Here is a 22,492-nt window from a genome sequence, read left to right on the forward strand (position 1 = left end):
TCCTTCTTCCCTCTTCCTTCTTCCCTCTTCCTTCTTCCCTCTTCCTTCTTCCTTCTTCCTTCTTCCTTCTTCCTTCAATCATGAATCCCGAACCTGAAATTCGACGCCTGTTAGATGTGATGCCCGCTTCCGGTCGCATGACGTGTAAAATTATTAATAAGCCTCAACAATCGACGGTAATTGATTGTGATTTTCCTTTGCCTTGGAATCAATCTCGACCGATTTATATTAATTTTGATTTGTGGAGGTTGCTATCTCAGCCGCAGCGAGATTTGCTGCTATTGCGAAATGTGAGTTTTTTGGGCAATTTCAAGTGGTTTAAGCTGGATATTTATCAAGGTGCTGCTCTGGCAGGAATTGTCGGGACTGTTGTAGAGTTGTTGCAGCGAGATGCGATCGGAATTGCGATCGCCGGTGGTTTGACGGGACTGGCGATGACTCGAATTTGGCGCGACAACCGCAGTTCGCAAGTAGAGTTAGAGGCTGACGAGACGGCGATTAAAGTGGCTCTAAGGCGCGGTTACAGCGAAGCCGAGGCCGCCGGACATTTGCTGTCTGCTATTGAAGCTGCGGCGCAAATTGAAGGACGCAGTTTGGATTTTAATGAGTTGATTCGGTGTCAGAATTTAAGGGCGATATCGGGTATTTCGGCGGTGGGCGTGCCGGATAGTGTGAGGAAAGATTGAAAAAAACCTTGATATAATCAAGACGGAAACCCATAAAATCCACAACTATGCTAATCCTGCCAAAACAGGAAAACCTGCGCGATACTCTACCTATAGAAGGAGCTGTCCGAATTGAATTAGTGGAAGGCATACCCATTTTTAAAGCCTCCACCGCTGTTAAAAATCGAATCCAAGAACTGTTGGATAAACAACAAACTTTGCCCCTAAATCATGAGGAAGAACAAGAACTCAATCTTTACGAAGAAATCGACGATTACCTCAGTTTTGTCAATCGGACTGTCCGCAATCTTTTCTTGGGTCTGATTCAGCCTACTGTGTAGAAATGTCCGCTCGTCGTCAAATCCCTGAAAATATTCAAAATCAAGTTCGTCAGAGAGCAAACTGTCTGTGCGAATATTGTCATTCCTCCGAACAATGGCAGTAGGTAGAGTTTACTATCGAACACATCATTCCCTTGACTAAAAATGGGACTAATGATATTGACAATTTGGCACTAGCTTGCTTTCACTGCAACCGCAAGAAATCTGATAAAACTAGAGCGATAGATGCTCAGTCAGATGTAGAAGTACCGTTGTTTAATCCCAGACAAGATAGTTGGAACGAACATTTTATTTGGTCTGCGGATGGATTATCAATAGTTGGTTTGACTCCAATTGGACGAGGTACAGTTACAGCATTAGTCTTAAATCGAGAGAGAGTCATTAATATTCGGGCCGCTGACAAAGCTATAAAACGACATCCACCTGCAGGGGATTTAATTCAATCAGAAAGTTGAGCATACTGAGAGTTACTCAAAGTTTGAGCGGCTACCTCTGCCACAAAATTTGTACTGCAATGAAAGATCGATTCCTGCCGAAAGCTTCGCTAACGCACTTATTTTAATCGAAAGTGCGATCGCCCGATCGACCTCCTATGACTCCTCCTCATCTACCCACCGACTGAGATAATCCGGCAACTCATCAAAAGATACCCCCACCAAACGGCAAAAATCCCTCATTTGCCGAACAGTCATCGTCGGTTCGTCTCCCTTTTCCCATCGTCGCACCGACGAACCCGATACGCCCATCAGTACAGCCAACTCTTCTTGGCTGAGGTTAGCATCCTCCCGCAGTCTCCGAAAAGGCAACTCATTTTCTGGTTGCCGTTGACGTTGCCTTTTTTTTACCATATAATTATAAAATCTTAATTTAAGCGCTTAAATTAAGCGGTTAGCTTGATTTTGATAGGCACAACCATAGCCAAAACAGACTGCACTAACAATAAAAGATGCAAGTCTGTCAGATTCCTATGGGCAAACATACCCAATTTACAATACAACCATGAACACCCCAGAAACTCCGAATGCTTGGACTATTTACCGACTGCTGCCCAACTTTCAGCGCTTACCCGTCGCGCAATTTCGCAGCCGCAGCGAAGCAGAATCATCTTTGACAGTCATCCGGCAACTGCTGCCCAATACCGAATTAATACTTGCTTTCGAGATTGGGCAAGACAATCTAACTGCCGAATTCATGCAGCCTCCTGCTAAGCAGCCAAACTTGCCAAGTTCAGTTAACCGAGAACTCTTGAAACTTTTCATTATCAGTTCTCGTCCTGTTGTTTCCCGCGTCATTCATTCTTTTCACCGCGATAATTTTGCCTGTGCTACTGACTGGAGCCCGCTTGTTCCAACTCAAAATCCCGGTGAAGTGATGAGCGTCTTAATTAAATATTTTGCCGCTGATGCTTAGCGGGCGATCGGTTCGTAGTGTGGCATTTAGTCCGCTCTTTGTTGCGAACTGAAGTCCACACTACGAACCTTAATATTGCGATCGCCCGCCCGTTCAAAAACAGTGATAAACTTGATATTCATACCCGTCTACTGCCGGAAACTCGCGCGATTCAAGCTGACATTTTTGTGATGCTAAGTTGACAGGTGTGCGAAAATTTACTAACCACAAATCTAGCGGACGTTCTAATTGACTGAGTGTCCGATCGAGTATTCCAGTCACAATTTCCGGCGCATCCCTTCTCTGCTTAACCAAAAGAAACCGTGGAGAATCAAAGGCTTTAACTTCTTCCTTCTTCCCTCTTCCCTCTTCCTTCTTCCTTCTGACTTCTTCCTTATGCCTTCTTTCCCATTCCCATCCAATCCCCATCAACTCTCCTATTTCTACATGAGTCTTTTGAGTAGTGGCAATTAAAACGGGAACTTTCGACGACACTTCGCGGATAATCGGAATTAAAAGGTCTGGTTTGTAATATTTGCGATAGCCGAGATTGGAATTTACTGTGATACCGCTGACAAAACTCATTGCTAAAATTAGCATGACTGCTCTTTTGCCAGAAATTTCTACGGCAGGTAAATTAAACCATCGACTTTTGACTGTAGGTGTGCTATAAATAACTGCTAAGATTACTCCTAACAATAAAATTACGCCGGGAAAGTAGACGAAATTGTAGCGTGCGCCGCGAGTTAGGTCAATTCCTAGAATGTATGCAAAGCTAAAAAATAGGAAAATTGCTCCTAGCACAAATCCGCCGAAAATAACATTACCTAAACGATTATTTGGCGTTTTTAAGGAGTTTTTTTGAGCCATAAATAGGATGGGAAGCGCCCACAGCAAAAATATTGTCATGCCGATCGCAGATCCAGCCACTACTGCCAAATTTGACGATTCTACCGGCAGCAGCGACACGATAGTAATCCATCCAGCTAAAGCTTGAACAATCGGATTAATCAAATCTAAAAATGTGCGATCGCCACTGACAAGCCAATTCGTGAGCTCGCTACCGTATTTATTTGACAAAAATATCGGTAACCAAACTAAACCGCCAGCTAAAGTCCCCAGCGCTACTGCTAACAGCCGCCAGATAATTTGAAATTGCCAAATATTCGGCTGCTGATTATTTGAAGTTGCCAATTTTTGATTAAATTGCAGCAAAATTACAGCAATTAAGGCGATGGCTTCGGCACACAAAGTAAGCACAAAAAAGTAGTGACAAGCAATTCCCCAACAGTTAACAACTATCCACAGCAGCACCGCCCAAATAGGCAGCGGAGCGCGCTGTTGCAGTTTTTTTCCAGCTAAGGTCAAGCAAAAAAGAGAGGCAATAACTAATAAGATTCCTAAAGTATAATGGCGGGCTTCTTGAGCGAGATAAATGCCGTAGGGAGAAACTGCCATCATCGCGGCGGCACATTGACCAACTAAACGAGAATTGAATGCAAATTTGCCTAAAAGGTAGATGGCGGGTACGGAAATAACGCCTAATAATGCCGGCAGCGATCGCCCGATCCAAACTAAACTATCTTCGGTCGGGCCAAACAACTGCATCCACCAGTGGGCTAGCATAAAATATACTGGCGGATGGTTGCTTTCTAGCAGCAAATGGTTTAGGACATCTCCAATGCCAGCATCGGGACGAAATTGCAGCGGTTGTAATAGAGTGGGAAGGTCGATCGCGCGATCGATCGGCACACCGCGAAAACTGTTCCCCAAACTAAACACTAGAGTCGAAAACTCGTCCGTCCACAGCGGTTTCGAGTCCAAATTGGCAAAGCGCAGCATTAGGGCGATCGCCATCCACAGCAATATTAGCAACAGTTGTTTATGTTTAATCATCAATTCAGTCATTCAAAAGCCTTGGGAAGAAGAGTCATTAGTCCTTAGTCATTAGTCATTAGTGCGAGCACCTCAATAACTCGCTTTCCGTCCAACGTCATTTTATCAATTACCAATCGCCCATTATCAATTCCCCATGACCCAGTTTCTAATCAACTTCCGTAACCCGCCAGCTCAGCTTCATATTAATCCAGAAATTCCACAGAGTCACGACTGCGATCGCAATTAAAGTCGCCAAATATTCATTCATCCCCAAAAAATTAAACATCACATTAACCAGCAGCACATTCAAAATCAAACCCATCAAGCAAATTGTATTAAACTTTAACAGCCGTTTCAAGCGCTGCTTCATTCCCGGCTGTCGCTTAGAAATATCCCCAAAAGTCCACCAATCATTCCAAAAAAAATTACTGATAATTGCTAATTCAGCAGCAAGAATCAGACTGCGAGTCAGCTCCAAATTTAATATCTCACGCAGCACGTACAAAACCGCCATATTCACAAACACGCCACTGAAACCAACCACGCCAAACCGCAGAAACTTACCCATCGGCCAGCGGGCAAACCGCAATATGAGCAAATGCCGCAAATACTCAATATACTGTTTCCCAGTAACTTTGCTCTCGCCTTCTTTCCGCTCCTGAAACACGTAACCAACTTCTCCAATCCAGCGGATGTTTCCCCTCCCAAGCACTTCAATCAAAATTTTGTAACCGGCAGGATTCATGGTTTTCTCGGCAATGCAACTGCGGCGCACCATAAAATAGCCGCTCATCGGATCGGAAACTCGGCCCACCACTCCCGGTAGTACGATCAATCCGACTATTTGAGCTCCCCGCGACAACAATCGCCTGACAACGCTCCAGTCGCTCACCCCGCCCTCGTCAACGTGGCGGCTCGCAGCGGCCAAATCGGCTCCCCGCTGAATTTCTGCTAAAAGCTGCAACAGTGTCTCCGGCGGATGCTGCAAGTCGGCATCGATCACCCCCAAAACCTCGCCCCTAGAGGCTTGCCACCCGCGAATTACGGCGGTAGAAAGTCCCCGCTCGTCTGAGCGGCGCATCACGCGCAATTGCGGATATTCTGGTGTCAGGGACAGGGCAACTTCCCAGGTGCGATCGGGGCTGTCGTCATCGACTACAATTAACTCGTAATTGCCGGGAATCATGCCATCAAGCAATTGGCTCAATTGTTCCACAATACTCTTGACATTCTTGCACTCGTTATAGGTGGGAATGACGAGGGAAAAATAAATGGGCGCTGTATCTGTGTCTGTAAAAGTTGAAGCGAAAGTCGGTACAGCAGGAATTTGCAAAAGTCCAGAAGGCACTGGTAACAGATGATTTGTTTGGTTGATGCCCATAAATTAAGTTTCACAAATTAAAAGATGCTTTTGTAAACGTTGAGATTTTAGCAGAGCGTTCATCTACGATCGATTTGTTAAGATATAAAAACGCCTTAATTCTAGGCAGTAATTCTGTAACTGAGCCAAAAATAAAACTGTGGATGCAATTCTAGATCGAGCTTTACAAGGTTATAACATTTCTACCGCCGAAGCCTTGATACTTTTGCAACAAAGAGATCCAGAGGCGATCGCCCAAATTCAAGCAACCGCTGACTTGCTGCGTCGCCGACAATCAGGGGATACTGTTACCTATGTTATAAATCGCAATATTAATTTTACCAACATTTGCGAGCAGCATTGCAGTTTTTGTGCGTTCCGCCGCGACGACGGAGATGAAGGCGCTTTTTGGTTAGATGCAGCCCAAATTCAGGAAAAGGCAACTGATGCAGTGCAGCGGGGTGCGACGGAAATTTGTATGCAGGGCGGCTTAAATCTTCAAGCTAAACAGGGCGGTGCATCTTTGCCTTATTATCTGCAATTGGTAAAAACTATTAAAGATAAGTTTCCGCAGTTGCACTTGCACGCTTTTTCGCCGCAAGAAATAGAATTTATTGCCAGACAAGATAATCTGAGTTTCAGCTATGTAATTTCAGCTTTGCAAGATGCGGGAGTTGGTTCGATGCCGGGAACGGCAGCGGAAGTTCTCGACGATGCGGTGCGGAGGATAATTTGCCCGGAAAAACTAGATTCTGCAACTTGGTTAGAAATTGTGGGAACTGCTCACCGTCTGGGTTTACCGACAACTAGCACGATGCTTTGCGGGCATATTGAAACCGCCTCTCAGCAGGTTTTGCATTTAGAAAAAGTGCGATCGCTCCAACAAACTGCGATCGACCAAAACTATGGGGCACGCATTACAGAATTTATTTTACTACCATTTGTCGGACAGGAAGCACCGGCTCCTTTGCGGAGTCGAGTCGGCCGCGACCAACCGATTTTAGCAGATACATTGTTGCTCACCGCTGTATCTAGAATCTTTTTGGGAAATTTGATTTCCAATCACCAACCAAGCTGGGTAAAACTGGGTTTAGATGGAGCTACTGAAGCGCTCAAATGGGGCTGCAACGACATCGGTGGCACTTTGATGGAAGAGCACATTACTACAATGGCCGGTGCAGTTGGCGGCAGTTGTCAGTCTGTGGAAGATTTGCAAAATGCGATTCGTTCTTTGGGGCGGGATTATCAGCAAAGAGATACAATTTATCGACATTTGGGGGTTGAAAAATTGGCTGTAATAAGTTAATGAATTAGCCATAAATCGGCGGTTGAAACCGCTGCTATACAAACAATGTCCGCCTCCGCGGACTAAGAAATAAAGAATGTAAAAATCCCGGATTTAGTACGGGTGAGCAGGGGAGATGTGCGATCGCACTTTCGACTACAATGCTCGAAAGGGCGATCGCACATTAACACATCAATCCAACCGAATTAACTTAACTAACAAACTCATGATTTCTCCCTGTTCTGGTGTAATGATGATGCGATTGTCGGGAATCGCGATCGGATGCGTCCAACGAGCAACTTCCGCGTAGCGCAAGGCGTGGAGTTGGTGGATTGTGCGCCGTACTCCCAGCGGCGAACCGATGATGACGTGACGGATGGATTCGCGATTATCGGCCTCAAAGCTTTGGTTAGTTAAAACTTGGGGCGATACTTGGTTCGATGCGGAATCTTGCAACATAGTTTTGACAATTTTCGATAGGTTTGATGCTGTGTCACGGTAAAACCGCGTACAATAGCAAGTTGAAGAAAAGACAGCAATTCCCCTACAGCACAAGTTGCGGTTCTGGTGCTGTCTAATGTTGATTGTTTAATCGTAAACCGATTAACGGTTATCGTTAATAGATTTAAGTATATAGTAAATAAACTTAATATAAGTTAACAAATAGCCTATGGGAATCTCAGAAAGAGCCGATCGATCGCCCTTAATGCGATTGAGAACTCAGCGGTTTATGACTCAAAAGCAGCTAGCAGAAGCACTTGGCGTTACGGAAGCGACGGTAAGAAACTGGGAATCGGGGCGATCTGTACCGAAGCTAACGCCTGTGCAATACAAGAAGTTGCTAGAGATTCTGCAAATTACCTCTGCTGAATTACCAGACCAATTTGGTTATCCGAGCGATGCTGATGGATAGAAAATGGAATATTATAATTGAGGCGTTTTATTTAAACGAACTTATTTGGTTTTCGGATAGTTTGTCCCATTGCGTAGACTCCATAGTCTTTGAATTGCTTATTCGTCTGCGTCGGACTCTTCCTCCTCCTCATCCCACCTCGGTGTATAATTTGAGTCTGGAGGCTGAGTTTCACCTAGTTCTATAGCTAGCGTTTTTCGATACTGTTCTGCTTCAGCAACCTTGGTGAATTTAATTTCCGCTTTTTTGACAGTTTTAGTTTGTTCGGCAATTTTTTCAAGTGCCGAGGTGATTTCATCTAATGTCACCTTGAAAAACTCCTTGCGCTGGTTAACTTTGTTCACGCTTTTATCTCGAAAATATTGATGCAATAAATTTTCAGTTTGTGGAACATTTTCCGAAAAAATCATTGCATGAATGTCAAAGGGAAATGGAACAGACGCTCCACTTAATTCTTTAACGCGATCGTCGGGTTCAAGCCTTCTCGTCATCCCAATTTTATAAATATTCTCTCCAAAAGAACCAATATTTGAAATGACGTAGATATATCCTGCTTTAGTCACCTGAGCGCGAGAAGTCGCTCTTATTTGACTAGCAAGAGCCTCTTGAAGTTGTTGATTTATTTCTTGAATTTTTCGCTCTAATTGTTCTCTCTGTTGACCTGTAGTTTGTTCGATTTCTCGGCGAGCTTTTTCTAAAGCTTGTTCCCGACGTTTTACTTCTTGTTCCGCATCTTTTCTCGCTTTTTCGATCTCCCGGCGTTCTTTTTCTTCTTCGCGCATTTGCTCTCTAATTCTCCGCTGTTCTTCAGCTTCCTCCTGTTTTTTCTCTAGAAACTCATGAGTCAAATGTAATTCTTCTAGTTTAAGAGCGCGATAACTAGGCATGATTTGACAGCGATTAGTTTCTGAGAGCTTGTTCAAGGTTTCAAAAGCTTTATTAATCCTGGTTTCTAATTTATTGGCATTGTTATATTTAACCTGAAGAATTGCAGCATCGCACTCGCCATTAAATGCTCTCAGTATTAGCGTCAGAAAGTCATCGGTCATTTTCTTACCTTTTTTATGGCTGCCCTCTACTACCCAGGGTACACGACAGATGGCCGCCGTCTTATCTTTGAGCATTTTGCTTTGTTGGGTTCTAATTTGGTCAAGTCGGCGCTTGTATTCTTCAGAACTGCCAAAGTTATACTGCGATTTATAAAATCCAAAAGATTGAACGGATTCTGATTCTTCAACCTCACTGAGTTTTTGCTGGAGGTTTTTAATTTTAGCCTTTAGTTGTTTTTGCTCGCTTGCAAGCTGGTCTACTTCCCCTTGTTTTAGATTGATGTTAGAATCTAATTGCTTTTCAAAGTCTTCTTTGGAAAAAAGCGAATCATATTTACGTAAAAGCTTTTTATGTTTAGTTAGTTTCAGTTGTGTGAATGTCAATGCGGCAGCTAGAACTAATGCGGATAATCCGAGGAGTGTTGACAACATATGACCCTGCATTTCTAAGTGAATACGTCTTAATATAACTGTAAGCTTGTAAATCAGAAAAGTTTCCGAAAATTTAACTTGATCGCCCTTAGCACATATTCATCCGCATCAAGTGTAGTTTGGCACAATCAGCCGATCGCACTTTCCAAAACTTGCATCTTACACCATTTTCAATAACAGGCTTTCCGGCCTGTTCCACAACACATTAAATCAATGCTTTTTCCCTAATTCCGCCAGCCCGCCAGGAGTTTCAACCCCTGGCGGGCTGGCGGCTTTTCGGTTTAAGCGGGAGATGAGATTAAACCTTAAACTTCTCCCCAATCCGTCGCATCGCTTCCTCCACATTTTCCCGACTGTTAAATGCCGAAATGCGGAAATAACCCTCACCCGCCGCGCCGAAACCAGAACCCGGTGTCCCCACCACATTTACAGTTTGCAGCAACTTATCAAAAAACTCCCAACTCGTCAAACCGTGAGGCGTTTTCACCCACACGTAAGGCGCATTTTCGCCACCGTAAACCTCGATTCCGGCCGCTGTCAATTTCTCGCGGATAATTGCAGCATTTTCCATGTAAAAATTGACTAACGCCTGAATTTGTGCTTTTCCCACCTCCGAATAAACCGCCTCTGCACCGCGCTGGACAATGTAAGAAACGCCGTTAAACTTAGTAGATTGGCGGCGATTCCATAACTTCCAAATTTCGACATCGGAACCGTCTGCGGCTTTTCCGGTCAAAGTCTTCGGTACTACTGTAAAGGCGCAGCGAGTACCGGTGAAACCAGCATTTTTGGAAAAAGAACGAAATTCGATCGCACAATCGCGCGCACCTTCTATTTCGTAGATAGAATGCGGTAAACTCGGATCGGTAATATACGCTTCGTAGGCCGCATCGAAGAAAATAATCGAACCGTTCGCCTTAGCATAATTTACCCAAGCTTGCAAGTGTTCCTTCGTTGCAGTTGCGCCCGTCGGATTGTTGGGGAAACACAGGTAAATTAAATCGACTTTTTTGTCTGTCGGAATTTGGGCGGTAAAGTTGTTTTCTGCTGTAATTGGCAGGTAAACAAAGCCTTCGTACTCGCCTTTGTCGTTGGCATCTCCCGTGTGTCCGGCCATCACGTTTGTGTCTACATACACCGGATACACTGGGTCTGTAACTGCGATCGTATTATCGCTGCCGAAAATATCCAAAATGTTGCCGCAGTCGCACTTAGAACCGTCAGAAATAAAGATTTCCGAAGCATCAATTTCGCATCCCCGCGACTTAAAATCGTGCTGGGCAATTTTCTCCCGCAGCCATTCATAACCTTGTTCCGGGCCGTATCCTTTGAAGGTATCCCGCGAACCCATGTCTGCTACCGCCGCCACCATCGCCTCGCGACAAGCAGCCGGTAGCGGTTCAGTCACGTCGCCAATCCCCAGCCGGATGATGGGCGCTTGGGGATTCGCATCTGCAAAGGCTTTGACTCTGCGCCCAATTTCGGGAAACAGGTAGCCGGCTTTGAGTTTGAGGTAGTTGTCGTTGATAGTTGCCATAGTTCGATCGCTAGTTTGTCGTAAAATAGCTTACTGCTAATTGGCAGTTGAGTGTTGACTGTTGGCTGTTGGCAGATTGACAAAAAAATCAACCACCTTGTATAATTAGATATAGTGTGCAGTGCAGAAGCAATTATGGACGACATCGAGTACGCCAAACTCTATCAAGAACTGGCGGCAATTCTAAATGAGTTTAAATTGGATTGGGTAGTTCAACAAGTAGCGGATACTGTAGAGATAGGTAAAGTAATTCAAGAGCGATCGCTCAAAAGAAAGACACCTCTGCTCAAGATAGAAGATTATACCGCAAAAGAACAACTTTTGCTGTTAATTGATGCTGTCGGACAAGCGACGGTGAACACTTCCGAAATGGAAGACGAAATAGCTTATTTCTTGAAAGTAGAATCGGAAACTTCTCCCCTCGGCACAAAAATTATTTTTGCCAATTCAGGTGCAGAAACAGCCCAAACAATCGAGTTTACCTCCAGCGTGACTGCCCCTCGCCACAAACAGGCGATCGCCCTCAAGCAATTACTCGAAAAACTGCCCTCAGAGCCTAGCAACTACGCCCTCAATTCCGACATTAAAAGCAAATTAAAAAGCTCCATCGACCCCGATTTCAACGGAGCAGCAGAACAAGCAAGAATTTTTGACGCTTACTTATTCACCATCCTGCTAAAAGCAGTTGCTAATGAAGGCGGTAATATTTATTACAACAATGTTTTAGACGACGAAACACCGAAATATTTAACCTTTAGAAAAACAGCCGGAACAATCCACGGCACCGCACATCCATACACTCATGCTGTGGTGGAATTTCCCGACAAACCAGCCCTAGAAATTCACCTCGGAGTAAAAGTCCAAGGTAGAGCCGGAGTTCTGCACAACTGCAACGTTTTAATTTTGTACCAAAAAGAAGCGAATATCTGTCGCTTGCTCAACCGCGAACCCCGACACTCGCAAGTAATTTTAGCGGTCAAAACTGAACACTACACCTCGGAACTTCAACTAGAAACGGCCGGTGCTTTTATCGGATTAGCGTCAGATATTCGTTACGAAGGCGGCAGCTATTTCATTTCTAACAGTTACTCCCAGCCCGTAGCAAAACTACTAACAACTGCGCGCAAAAAATGGGAGCTCAACATTTTTCCGAGGGCGACAAACGATGTCCACCGGTTGATGTACTCGTTTCAAACGATTTTTAAAGACTTTAAGGCGAGAAACTGATTCAATTAATCTGTTGCGGCATTTATATTTGACTTTTCGGAGGCTGTCGGAGCAAAGGCTTACAAAAAGTTTATTATTTACTAGCAGGGAATTTCAAGGTCGATCGGCTTAACTAAAGCAGGAGTTGCGCTCTCAAACCGAGTTTTTTAGAAAAATCCTCGGTTCTTCGCTAGATATTTAGGCAGAAATCCGGTTTGTGCCCTCGGCGCGCGTAAGTTTTGTAAAGTCTTCTTTTCTCGGAGATTTTGCGACTTCACGCTTTACTGCTTCTATTGCTATTCTTGCTTCTTCCGACTTCCGTTTCTGTTTTTCCTTCTTGTTTCAACATTTGCTACATTAGGCAAGGAAATCATCTATCATGTTCCGAGCACCCAAACCTTACGAATAATGTTTAAGAAAGATAAATCTTCCCTGCTGTTTGCGATCGGAGCCGCTACACTTCTGATCGGTTTAGGCTTTCTCGCGTACTACCTCGTCATTTCTCGCGGGTCCGCCAAAGATTTACCGGCGGGAGCAACGGTTGTCCCGCAAGATGCGATGATGGCTCTATCGATCACTACGGATGAATCGCAGTGGAATAAACTGCGAGAGTTTGGTACGCCCGAGTCAAAAGCTTCGTTTGAAAGGTTTTTAAGCGAATTGCGCGATCGCCTCCTGACAACCAACGGTTACGCCTACGCGCAAGACATTCAACCGTGGGTAGGTAACACAGCAATGGTAGCGTTTCTGCGAAACAAAACAGCAATACCAGTCCCCCCACGGACACCCAACTCGCCCCCGCCTCAGCCAATGCAGCAGTCAGTCGCAATTATCTTGCCAATTGCTAACCCGATTAAAGCCAAAGAATTATTAGCAAAACCCAGATCCCTCAACCAAGGAAAAATGGTTGAGCGCAATTATAAAGGCGTGCAAGTTACAGAAACTCAAGGTATACCCGATCGCAGTTTTTCAGTTGCGGTACTCGGCACAAACTATCTAGCAGTCACCACAGATCCCACGGCTACAGACAGAATAATTGACACCTACAAAGGCGAACCATCCCTCGCCAAAACCCCCGGCTATGCAGACGCCATCCAACAAATAAAAGATCCAGCAGCCTTCGGTCAACTCTACGTCAATATGCCCGTTGCAGCAGCCTTTACAGCAGCCAACTCAGCCCGCGAAATTTCGCCAGAAAACCTGGAAAAACTGCAACAAAATCAGGGATTTGCCACCACAGCGACACTAGATTCAGAAGGCATTGGATTCAAATCCATCTCTTGGCTCAAACCAGATTCCACGAGAAAGATAGTGGTAGAAAACAACGCTTTAAAAATGGTTGACCGCCTCCCAAGCAATACAATCATGATGGTATCGGGCGGCAACTTGCAGCGTTTGTGGCAAGACTATGTATTGGGAGCGGATGCTAACCCGCTGTCCCCAATTAATCCCCAAATTTTGCGTACAGGTTTAAAATCCACTACCGGCTTGGATTTAGATAAAGATTTGCTCGACTGGATGGGGGGAGAATTTTCTCTGTCATTAATACCTGCCAGCGCGCCAAATCCCAAAGACAAATATGCTGCTGGATTTGTATTTATGGTGGAAACAAACAACCGCAGCGCAGCTAACAAATCCCTGAAACAGCTTGATGAAACGATGAAAATGAAAGGGTTTAGAGTTGAGGATATTAAAGTCGGCGGTCAACCTGCGACTAAATGGACATCGCAGTTTGGAGGGATTGCGGTAACTCGCGGCTGGATGAATAATGTTGCGTTTATCGCAGTAGGAGCTCCCGTGGTTGAGGCGATCGTTCCTGCGCCGAAAAGTCCGCTTTTAAGCAGCGAAATTTTTCAGAAAACTGTACGATCGCAACTTAAGCCCAACAACGGCAATTTTTTCATCGACACCGAAACTGCGTTTAACCCGAAAAACCTAGCTTTACCGGAGTTTCCTCCCACCCAAAAAATGTGGATAGATGCCACGCGGTCGATCGGCGTTACAGCGGCCGTCATTAGCGATCGTACCACCCGCTACGACGCTTTTGTCAGACTCAAAAAATCCGACCAATCCACTCCTTCTCCAAAGCCCTCGCCGAATCCTAGTGCACCGAGTCCTTCGCCCACCGTCCAAACTTCTCCCAATTAGCTCTTAAATCATGGAACAAATCCGCCATGAAAACTCTTTATATCATGTCGGGTCGATTGCCATAACAAACACGGTTTGTAGTATCCATTTTTTGCTGGCGGAAAGCGGAGTCAAGTCCGCACTACGAACCTGCTTGCGCGTGCAGTTCGTAGTGCGGATATGATATTAAACAGCAACGGCGGGAGGCAAGATTATTTATTATTTTTATAATTTAATTAGGACTTGTGCAGCGGTTGTCACAAACCTGGTTTAATGGACTAAAATCCTCCGCTGCAGTCCCCAGTAATGCAAAGAAACCGGGTTTCTTGGCGGGCGATTGCGTGCTGGACTGTTAATGTTAGGTCATTGTACAGGCTATTTTGGTAGTGCTTTTATGTAAAGGATTGAGAAAATTGAGGGGGGTTGAATCTTCAGCATTGCTAATCGGATTTGGTGATTGTAGTCATGAATAAAATTCCAAGGGGGGATTTCTCCTAAAAGAATTACGCAATTGATTTAGACTAGCCATACAGAAAAATTTAACATCAGTCTGTGGGTACGATCGCCCAAAACATCTTCCACCATCATCAATCCGCTTCTAATCCGCCGGAATCATCCCCGATCGCACCCTTAACATCCTCTCAGCAACGGCGGATGCACTTTCATACGCCCCAGAACCCAGGAAGCAGAGGGGGAGTACGTTTGAGGTATTTGTGCGCGCAAAGGGCGCGATCGCCCCCTCAAATATAATCCCTCACATCGCCTCAATCTTCCTGCGGCAAATTTTCCAGCCAAACCTCTAAATCTGCGATCAACTGAAAATCTAACAATTCCTCTGCTAGAGTTTCAATTTGCTCGATCGACAAATCAGCAATTCTAGAGGTAATAGATTCCGGCAAAGTTCCAACTCGCCGATTTAACAGACGGCGATTTAGCTGACGCAAAATCAAGGCTCTTCCTTCTTGTTCGCGGCCTTGTTCAATGCCTTGTTCAATGCCTTGTTCGATGCCTTCTTCCTTAGCTTCCCGATAAAACCGAGTTTCCTCAAGCGTAATCCCTAACATCGCCTCTGCCTCCCTTCGGTTCAAATTTGTAAACTTGTAAACCAGTATTGTCGTCAGCATCTCTATTATGGCGCGACTCGCGGCTTCCGATTCCTCCCGCTGCGATCGCGCCAGCAACAATCGCGCAGCTTCCGGCGTACTCGCTTCGTCGATAGTCGTCAACGCCATCAGCGCCACTCCCAGCGGCAACTGTTCGATCGCACCCAACTCATCCAAATATACCCGATGTACCTGATTGCTGCTGGTGAGCGATCGATAGGGATGCGTTTCTGATTGTTCAGTCGATCGACTCGGATAAATTACCACCGCTTCCCAATCAGTAAATCGCTGGCGGTTGCGATAAAAATACAAAAACGACTCACCAAACAATCTCTCATAAAGCAATTCATCCCGCTGAAACTGCACCTCACAGAAATATACAACTCCAGGCTCAGCATCCGGCGGCAAAAACACCCCATCAATTTCAAACTTCGGTTCCTTCACCGCCACCGAATCAAATCGATACTGTTCCGCATTTGATGGTGACTCTTCCAATAGCTCAAACAACAGCGTCGGAGCTTCTTGAAATAACTTATAAAAAATTGAATCTCGACGCATTAACTCAACATCTCCTATCGTGTGCGGTCGATTGACTTATCTCGGATTGGTTCGTCGTAGTGCGTATGCAAGTCCGCTCCGGGATTGCGTATGCCAGTCCGCACTACGAACTATTTTTGTTATACTAATCGACTGCACATGATATCATCTAGCCTGTGCAAATTATCCAGCCATCAGTCTATTTTAGATTTTAGATTTTCAATTTTAGAATTGACTTTTCTAGATAAATCACCGGAGCTTGAGCTTTGGTCTAAAATTTGGGGAGTATCCACGACTTGATTCGGGGGATTCCGTTGTTTTGCTGGTTGCAAAAACAGCAAGTGGGTAATCTGCTAAATCTATTTTAAACGATTCGAGATAGCCCAATATCAAAAAATATCCTATATTTTCAGTCCTAGACGCACTCCCGACAAAGAAACCGAGTTTTTTACTTAATCTCTGGGTGAAAACGAAGGATTTTCCTGAAAAAACCCCGTTTCTGCCCCTCTACGTCCAAGACTAAATTTGTTAGCGGGCGATCGAATTTCGACCCTCAGCATTCGGTGTTTCCTTACTTTCAACTCGTCCAACCTCAAGCCGTCAGCCAGAATCAACAAGCCCGACTTGACGGGGTGACAGTCGTCTGGTGGGTCAAGAGTAGCTTGTTTTAGGCGTCCGTGCGATCGCCCCCAGGCACCTCAACCACAGCCAAAAACTCATAATTGCCACAAAAATTCCAAATCTCAAACCCAAAACTCCCGAACCCCAGTACGATCGATCTAGTTAGCAAAAATAAGTAAAAACACTACCGGAGTAAATAATATGGATCTGGTCGTACTTCAGAACTGGCTGGACAACATCTCCTTCGCCATCCTGTTCGCAACAATGCTCATCTACTGGGTAGGCGCAGCCTTCCCCAACATTCCCTACCTGGCCGCCCTAGGCACCGCAGGAATGGCCGTCGCCAACCTCTCCATCGCCGCCTTACTCGGTTCTAGGTGGATAGAAGCCGGCTACTTCCCGCTCAGCAACCTCTACGAATCCCTATTTTTCCTAGTTTGGGGCATCACCGCCATCCATCTAGTCGCCGAAAACATGAGCCGTTCCCGTCTAGTCGGAGTAGCGACAACCCCCGTAGCAATGGCAATAACCGCCTTTGCCGCCCTGACTCTCCCCGACACCATGCAATCGGCAGAGCCCCTAGTACCAGCCCTCAAATCCAACTGGCTGATGATGCACGTTAGCGTCATGATGCTCAGTTACGCCACCTTAATGGTAGGAGCATTGCTGGCGATCGCATTTTTAATCGTCACCCGCGGCCAAAAAATCGAACTCACCGGTAGTTCCTTCGGCACCAGCAGCAACCGCAACGGCAACTACCGCCTCCAACGCCCGCAAAACCCCCAACCCCCAGCCGACGACGACAGCGGACAACCTGTTGGCGAACCCGCTTTCAACAGCAATAACGGTTACAGCACCACCGCAGTGCTAGAACTAGCAACCGTTCAAACCGCATCAACCGCCCCAACTCAAACCGCAGAACTTCTCTCGCCCCAGCGCTTGAATCTAGCAGAAACCCTTGATAACATTAGCTATCGCATCATCGGTTTAGGATTCCCCTTGCTGACAGTTGGAATTATCGCCGGTGCCGTTTGGGCTAACGAAGCTTGGGGATCGTACTGGAGTTGGGACCCGAAAGAAACTTGGGCGCTAATTACTTGGTTAGTATTTGCAGCCTACCTGCACGCCCGCATCACTCGCGGCTGGCAGGGAAGACGCCCAGCAATTTTAGCCGCCACAGGTTTTGTAGTAGTTTGGATTTGCTATTTAGGCGTTAATCTGCTAGGCAAAGGTTTACATTCCTACGGTTGGTTTTTCTAATTTCTCAGCCACCAATGGGCCAAAGAAAAACAGCATAAATCAAAGTGTAGGGATTAATAGCATCTCCGGTTCTCAGGTGGCAACGCCCAATATTAGTGTCAAATTCAGCCTAAAATCCTTTGTATCTCTCGTTTGCATCCGAGTCTGCCTCTTTCTCAATTCCCCTTTAAAAGGGGACTTCCATCGCTTCCACCCCCCCTCTTCTTAAGGGGGAGTAGGGGGCAAGAATTCGGCGGGCTCGGAGCCTAATCGTAAAACAGCAGACCGGTACTGCGTTTGAGGTAAACTTGACATCAATGTAATGCCAGCTTATAAAAGCATCGAGAATCAAAAACTTTCTTCCCTTTTCCTTCTTTTTACCCGCTCGCGTAGCCAAAGGGCTCTCTTCCCTTTTCCGTCTTCCTTCATTAACAGGACAATTGATATGGACGAATCACAAATATTTCTCAAAGAAGACGATGTTTTGTCTGCTCCTGCCAGCGCTTTAATGTATCAGTGTACATTCAAAGTTAGCGAATTTATGACCATTATGCAGTCAAAATTGCTAGAACAACACTTATTTTCAGACGGCATGGATTGCGAAGTTTTAAGTGCCGGAAAAAACTGGACAAAAGGCAAACTTAGGATGCGTCTGGAGTTTTACCCGATCGAATCTGAGGTAACAGAACAAAAAGCCCTTCCAGCCTCCCCAGAAACATCAGACACCACGCAGACCTACGACCAAAATAGCTCATTCCCAACTGATACTAATGATGAACCAACTGTAGCCGATTCAACACAAATAAGTGACAATTATCCTTTGTCTGGGTATCCAGACAGCAACCCTCACAGTAGAGGAATGTGGAGCTAAAAAGCAGAAATTTAGAGAATGGGAAAGTGGCAATTGTGAGTGAAAAAAAGGGGAAATTGCCCTATTACCAATTCCCAATCCCTCCGCTTCGCTCCGCCCAATTCCCAATTCCCTCAACATCCATCTGTTAGGATCATCTCATATTTTTGCAAAAAGCTTTTTTTTCGCTTTGCAAGCTGTCGCGATATAGCACGGGCTTAGTGTCGGCGATGAGCGAGTTTTGTCTAACCGCTCTTCGTGGACAGCACTACCATAGCTTGCAGGCTAGACTGCGAGTACGCTGAACTTCCTTCTTCCATTTCTCTTCGGACGTTGGACATTGGACGGAAAGCTCGGGGAGGACAGCACCAATGACTAATGACTGTTGACTGTTAACTGTTGACTGTTGACTGTTGACTGTTGACTAATGCCCTGTTTGGCCAATGCCCTGTTTGGCCAATGACCAATGACTAATGCCCAATGCCCAATGACTTACTGCATGAAAAACTGCTCTCATGGCTGAATCTTCCAATTGGACGTACCTCCACGCTCAACTGCACCGGACGCTGCTGCTGCGACAAATATTGCCATCAAATCAGCGATTGTTGGTAGCAGTATCCGGCGGCCAAGATTCTCTGTGTTCGCTCAAATTACTGGTGGATTTGCAACCAAAATGGGGTTGGGATTTAGCGATCACCCACTGCGATCACCGCTGGCGTTCTGATTCTCAATTAAATGCAAGTCATGTAGAAAATTTAGCGAAAAATTGGGGCATATCCTATTATTTGCAAACCGCCTTGTTAGTCCCCAAAACCGAAGCGGCGGCAAGACAGTGGCGGTATCAAGCTTTAACCGAAATTGCGATCGCCCACAACTACCCCTACATTGTCACAGGTCACACAGCCAGCGATCGCGCCGAAACACTCCTCTACAACCTGATTCGCGGTAGCGGTGCCGACGGACTTTCTGCCCTCACCTGGACGCGCCCCCTGTTCGATTTTCGATCGCCGATTTTAGATTTTAGATTGGAGAATCAAAATGAAAATTCCCAATCGAAAATCGAAAATCTAAAATCTAAAATCTATTTAGTTCGTCCCTTGCTCGAAATCACCCGATCGCAAACCGGTCAATTTTGTCAAGAGCAAAAACTACCAATTTGGGAAGATTCCACAAATCAAGACTTAAAATATGCCCGCAACCGCATTCGATCGGAATTATTGCCTTATTTAGAAACTCATTTCAACCCAAAAGCCCAACAGGCGATCGCCCAAACAGCCGAACTCCTCCGCGCCGATGTCGAATATCTCGAACTTGCAGCCAGCGACTTGCTACAGCGAGCAATCTGTCCCATTGCAGACAGCGAGCCGGTAAAATTTCAAATCCCCGTCAAGTTAAATCGCCCGATTTTGCGAGAAGCACCCCTAGCGTTGCAGCGACGGGCTATGCGACAGCTACTGCAACAAATATTACCCTCAGCGCCCAGCTTTGACAGCGTAGAAAAACTCACCAGCTTAATCGCAGCGCCCAACCGATCGCAAACCGATCCATTTCCAGGAGGAGCGATCGCCCGAGTTGAAAAACCTTGGATAATTTTAGATATTTAATTTTCAGCCGTCATGAAACCCGAAAGAACTTCTCGCAGATCCGAAGCTACCCGATCTTGCTCCTCCCCAGTCTGCTGCACGCGATCGAGTTCCCCCCCCGCCGCTTCCAGCTTGAGGCGCAGCCCGCTCAAATTATCCTGCATCGGTTGCAACATTTCTTGATAAACATTCACCCGGCCCCATAGTTCCGCCATAGCACCTTTCTGATTGAACAAATTCTGCTCTAACTGCTTGAGTTCGTAACGTTTCGACTCACTTTCTACATTTTGGCGGTTGACATTTTCCTCAATTTGAGATATAAGTTCCCGCACCTGCCTAATTTCATTTTCCAGCCTTTGCAGTTCTTGGCTTTGCTGCTGGCGCACAGAATTGAGCTTTGCAACCATCGGCTCCCAATCAATATCAGCAGGATCTTGTTTTGGAGCATTAGCAGTACCCAATCTTCGCCACAGCACCCCCTGATGCTGCTTCAAAACATCCTCCCGTTCCTGCAAGCGGAGCCGCTGTCCCACCAGAGTTTCGTTCAACATCTGATAACTTTCGAGCTCATCGGCCATTTCATTTTCCAAAGCCATGCGATCGTACTCCGAAGCCGCTTGAATTTTTCCTTGCAGCTCCTCAATAGTCTCCCGTTGGAGAGTCAACTCCTCCTCTTGATCGTTAACAAAGCGGAACACCTTTTCCAAATCCTCTTGCAAGTGTTGCACCAGCCCCTGCAACTCCTCAACCGGCATCTGCTCCAGAGCAGACACATCTACTGCCTGCTCCATACCCCCAGCACCCGCAGCAGATGCGAACCGAGAAAATTGCTCGTACATATCCTCAACAGCCCGCGCCTGCAAAGACATCGACTCAACCTGATCCTGCTTAGCGCTGAGCGTACTTTGATGCCCCTTAAGATCCGCCCGAGCTTGTCCCAAAACATCTTGAGATTGATACCACTCCTGCCAGCGGCTTTGCAGGCTTTGAAGCTGTCGATCAACATCTTCCTGCTGCTGCTGAGCATTGGCCCGTTTTTGCTCCAACTGCTGCCAGTGCAAATCCAAAATTGCTTGCTGAGCCCCCACAACACCAAAAGACTGATTCAATTGTTCCCGAACCCCTTGAGCTGCAGAAATTGCACCTCCCAGCTTGTTCATCAACTCCTGAATCCTCAGTGCCTGCTGCTCGTCGATCGCAGCCCCCTGCGGAATCTGAGACTGCTGAGTCGCCACCTGCTGCTGTTCGCCCCGCAACTGTTCCCAAGCCGTCTCAATTTCCACCCGGCTGCGATCGACCTCATCCCGCAATCGGTTAGCCTCATCGCGAGTATTTTCAATTTCCGAGCGCTGAGCCTCCAGCCGCTCCAACTCCTCCTCCATTTGAGCCAACTGCTCTTCGCGGGCTTGCATTTCCATTTCCCGGCGATTGAGCTCCTGACTCGAAAACGTCAGAGAAGCCTTCCACTGTTCAATTTCCTCTTCCTTATCCTTAAACTTGTCCTGCAAGCGCGAGAAATTTTGCAGAATGCTCACCAACTGGCGGGCAGCCTCCTGAATCCGCTGTACTTGCTTGTTAGCGCTCAACTCAACCAGCACCAGCGTGCCGTCGTTAAACTTATTAGCTTCCTCAACTGGAATCGCATCATCCCCCGGTACGGCACTCCAATTGTGTTCGCCCCGCTGACAAGCTAGCAGTTTCAGTTCAGCCTTACCGCCACCGAGACCAAAGCCGCTTCTCTGTTTTTGTACTTCTGCTAGATACAGCACACTAATAGTCCTCTGCTTCCTAAAACCTATCCAAACATACTTTAAGCTACTTAAAGACCGAAAATATAAGTCGTCTTTAGTGTCGTTTTCCCAATTCGGGGATAGCATCCTTTCCCAACTCTCTCGATCGCTCGCCCACAGCACTATACTCCCCAGCAGTGCATCCAAAAAGCACTGCCGCCGCCAGCTTTCTGGACGAAAGGGAGATCGGTATCAATGTCGCTTGATTAAAGACTAGCAAAACTGCGAGAATTCTCACAGCCCAAAACCGAAAAAGGTCAGTTTTTCGATTTTAGATTAAAGAATTGGATATTGAGAGATTTAAGCTGTTGTGCAAATAAACAGTGTATATTGCTGCAAGAATCCCAAAATCCTGCAATCTTCTCCCCTTCCACCTCTGAAACTCTCTCCCGCTCAATCGCTACCAACAATCTAGATGCAGTACAGCTTGCTTGCAGCATTGCACCTGGGAGCGGGAACTAAAGTCTCAAATTTGGGAATCGCCACTGGGGATAGTCAGCAACTTGTATCCCATTATTTTCGCTAGGTCAATTGGGGCATTGAAAATGTGAGAGTTGAGAGTTGAGATTTGAGATGCACTCCACAGA

At 46.0% G+C, this 22,492-nt stretch carries 19 protein-coding genes; 11 read left to right on the forward strand and 8 right to left on the reverse strand.

The genetic code is table 11. From position 1 onward, the window contains the following. The first annotated feature begins 80 nt into the window (after positions 1-80). From QT998_RS04410 to QT998_RS04420, 3 genes are all read left to right on the forward strand, one after another. A complete protein-coding gene (locus QT998_RS04410; protein WP_333116321.1) occupies positions 81-686 on the forward strand; it encodes a DUF3318 domain-containing protein in 606 nt (201 codons plus the stop codon). 47 nt (positions 687-733) lie between these two features. After that, positions 734-1,006 carry a hypothetical protein gene (locus tag QT998_RS04415; RefSeq protein ID WP_333116318.1) on the forward strand — a complete coding sequence of 91 codons (273 nt, stop codon included), beginning with the start codon at positions 734-736 and terminating at the stop codon, positions 1,004-1,006. Between the two features lie 116 nt (positions 1,007-1,122). Next, positions 1,123-1,461 (forward strand): HNH endonuclease signature motif containing protein, encoded by a 339-nt coding sequence (locus QT998_RS04420; RefSeq protein WP_333116434.1) that lies wholly within the window; start codon positions 1,123-1,125, stop codon positions 1,459-1,461. 135 nt (positions 1,462-1,596) lie between these two features. On the opposite strand, the gene QT998_RS04425 is transcribed toward QT998_RS04420, so the two are convergent. Further along, positions 1,597-1,854, reverse strand: a complete 258-nt coding sequence (locus QT998_RS04425; RefSeq protein WP_194068030.1) for a helix-turn-helix transcriptional regulator — start codon at positions 1,852-1,854, stop codon at positions 1,597-1,599. Positions 1,855-2,005: 151 nt separating this feature from the next. Between QT998_RS04425 and QT998_RS04430 the strand changes: the two genes are divergently transcribed. Then, positions 2,006-2,416, forward strand: a complete 411-nt coding sequence (locus tag QT998_RS04430; protein WP_333116315.1) for a hypothetical protein — start codon at positions 2,006-2,008, stop codon at positions 2,414-2,416. 93 nt (positions 2,417-2,509) lie between these two features. Here QT998_RS04430 and QT998_RS04435 read toward each other — a convergent pair whose 3' ends face one another. Then, positions 2,510-4,303: a glycosyltransferase family 39 protein gene (locus QT998_RS04435; RefSeq protein WP_333116313.1), complete on the reverse strand. Its 1,794-nt coding sequence runs from the start codon at positions 4,301-4,303 to the stop codon at positions 2,510-2,512. Between the two features lie 136 nt (positions 4,304-4,439). Further along, positions 4,440-5,654, reverse strand: coding sequence for a glycosyltransferase (locus QT998_RS04440; RefSeq protein WP_333116311.1), 1,215 nt, complete (start codon positions 5,652-5,654; stop codon positions 4,440-4,442). Between the two features lie 139 nt (positions 5,655-5,793). Between QT998_RS04440 and cofH the strand changes: the two genes are divergently transcribed. Then, a complete protein-coding gene (gene cofH, locus QT998_RS04445) occupies positions 5,794-6,939 on the forward strand; it encodes a 7,8-didemethyl-8-hydroxy-5-deazariboflavin synthase subunit CofH (RefSeq protein ID WP_333116307.1) in 1,146 nt (381 codons plus the stop codon). 171 nt (positions 6,940-7,110) lie between these two features. Here the strand turns inward: cofH and QT998_RS04450 are convergent, their stop codons facing one another. Further along, on the reverse strand, positions 7,111-7,377 hold the full coding sequence (locus QT998_RS04450) for a hypothetical protein (protein ID WP_106149473.1): 267 nt from the start codon (positions 7,375-7,377) through the stop codon (positions 7,111-7,113). Positions 7,378-7,588: 211 nt separating this feature from the next. Between QT998_RS04450 and QT998_RS04455 the strand changes: the two genes are divergently transcribed. Then, on the forward strand, positions 7,589-7,831 hold the full coding sequence (locus QT998_RS04455) for a helix-turn-helix domain-containing protein (RefSeq protein ID WP_265233848.1): 243 nt from the start codon (positions 7,589-7,591) through the stop codon (positions 7,829-7,831). 98 nt (positions 7,832-7,929) lie between these two features. Here the strand turns inward: QT998_RS04455 and QT998_RS04460 are convergent, their stop codons facing one another. Together QT998_RS04460 and QT998_RS04465 are read right to left on the reverse strand one after the other, a co-directional pair. Then, positions 7,930-9,312: a DUF4041 domain-containing protein gene (locus QT998_RS04460; RefSeq protein ID WP_333116304.1), complete on the reverse strand. Its 1,383-nt coding sequence runs from the start codon at positions 9,310-9,312 to the stop codon at positions 7,930-7,932. 298 nt (positions 9,313-9,610) lie between these two features. Beyond that, positions 9,611-10,849 (reverse strand): LL-diaminopimelate aminotransferase, encoded by a 1,239-nt coding sequence (locus QT998_RS04465; protein WP_333116302.1) that lies wholly within the window; start codon positions 10,847-10,849, stop codon positions 9,611-9,613. Between the two features lie 135 nt (positions 10,850-10,984). On the opposite strand from QT998_RS04465, the gene QT998_RS04470 reads away from it, so the two are divergent. Together QT998_RS04470 and QT998_RS04475 are read left to right on the forward strand one after the other, a co-directional pair. Next, positions 10,985-12,076: a hypothetical protein gene (locus QT998_RS04470; RefSeq protein WP_333088473.1), complete on the forward strand. Its 1,092-nt coding sequence runs from the start codon at positions 10,985-10,987 to the stop codon at positions 12,074-12,076. A 387-nt stretch (positions 12,077-12,463) separates the two neighbouring features. Beyond that, the gene (locus QT998_RS04475) at positions 12,464-14,203 is read left to right on the forward strand and encodes a DUF3352 domain-containing protein (RefSeq protein WP_333088471.1); all 1,740 of its coding nucleotides are present in this window, start codon (positions 12,464-12,466) and stop codon (positions 14,201-14,203) included. Positions 14,204-14,946: 743 nt separating this feature from the next. On the opposite strand, the gene QT998_RS04480 is transcribed toward QT998_RS04475, so the two are convergent. Beyond that, positions 14,947-15,843, reverse strand: coding sequence for an Rpn family recombination-promoting nuclease/putative transposase (locus QT998_RS04480; RefSeq protein WP_333116301.1), 897 nt, complete (start codon positions 15,841-15,843; stop codon positions 14,947-14,949). Between the two features lie 801 nt (positions 15,844-16,644). Between QT998_RS04480 and ccsB the strand changes: the two genes are divergently transcribed. From ccsB to tilS, 3 genes are all read left to right on the forward strand, one after another. Next, on the forward strand, positions 16,645-17,703 hold the full coding sequence (gene ccsB / locus QT998_RS04485; RefSeq protein ID WP_333088467.1) for a c-type cytochrome biogenesis protein CcsB: 1,059 nt from the start codon (positions 16,645-16,647) through the stop codon (positions 17,701-17,703). Between the two features lie 424 nt (positions 17,704-18,127). After that, on the forward strand, positions 18,128-18,553 hold the full coding sequence (locus QT998_RS04490; RefSeq protein ID WP_194011953.1) for a KGK domain-containing protein: 426 nt from the start codon (positions 18,128-18,130) through the stop codon (positions 18,551-18,553). A 494-nt stretch (positions 18,554-19,047) separates the two neighbouring features. Continuing rightward, a complete protein-coding gene (tilS, locus tag QT998_RS04495; protein WP_333088463.1) occupies positions 19,048-20,136 on the forward strand; it encodes a tRNA lysidine(34) synthetase TilS in 1,089 nt (362 codons plus the stop codon). Here tilS and hmpF read toward each other — a convergent pair. Beyond that, positions 20,133-22,052 (reverse strand): pilus motility taxis protein HmpF, encoded by a 1,920-nt coding sequence (gene hmpF, locus QT998_RS04500; RefSeq protein WP_333217935.1) that lies wholly within the window; start codon positions 22,050-22,052, stop codon positions 20,133-20,135. The genes tilS and hmpF overlap by 4 nt on opposite strands. Positions 22,053-22,492: the final 440 nt, after the last annotated feature.

This window comes from Microcoleus sp. S1D4, assembly GCF_036700765.1.
Taxonomy (GTDB): Bacteria; Cyanobacteriota; Cyanobacteriia; order Cyanobacteriales; family Microcoleaceae; genus Microcoleus.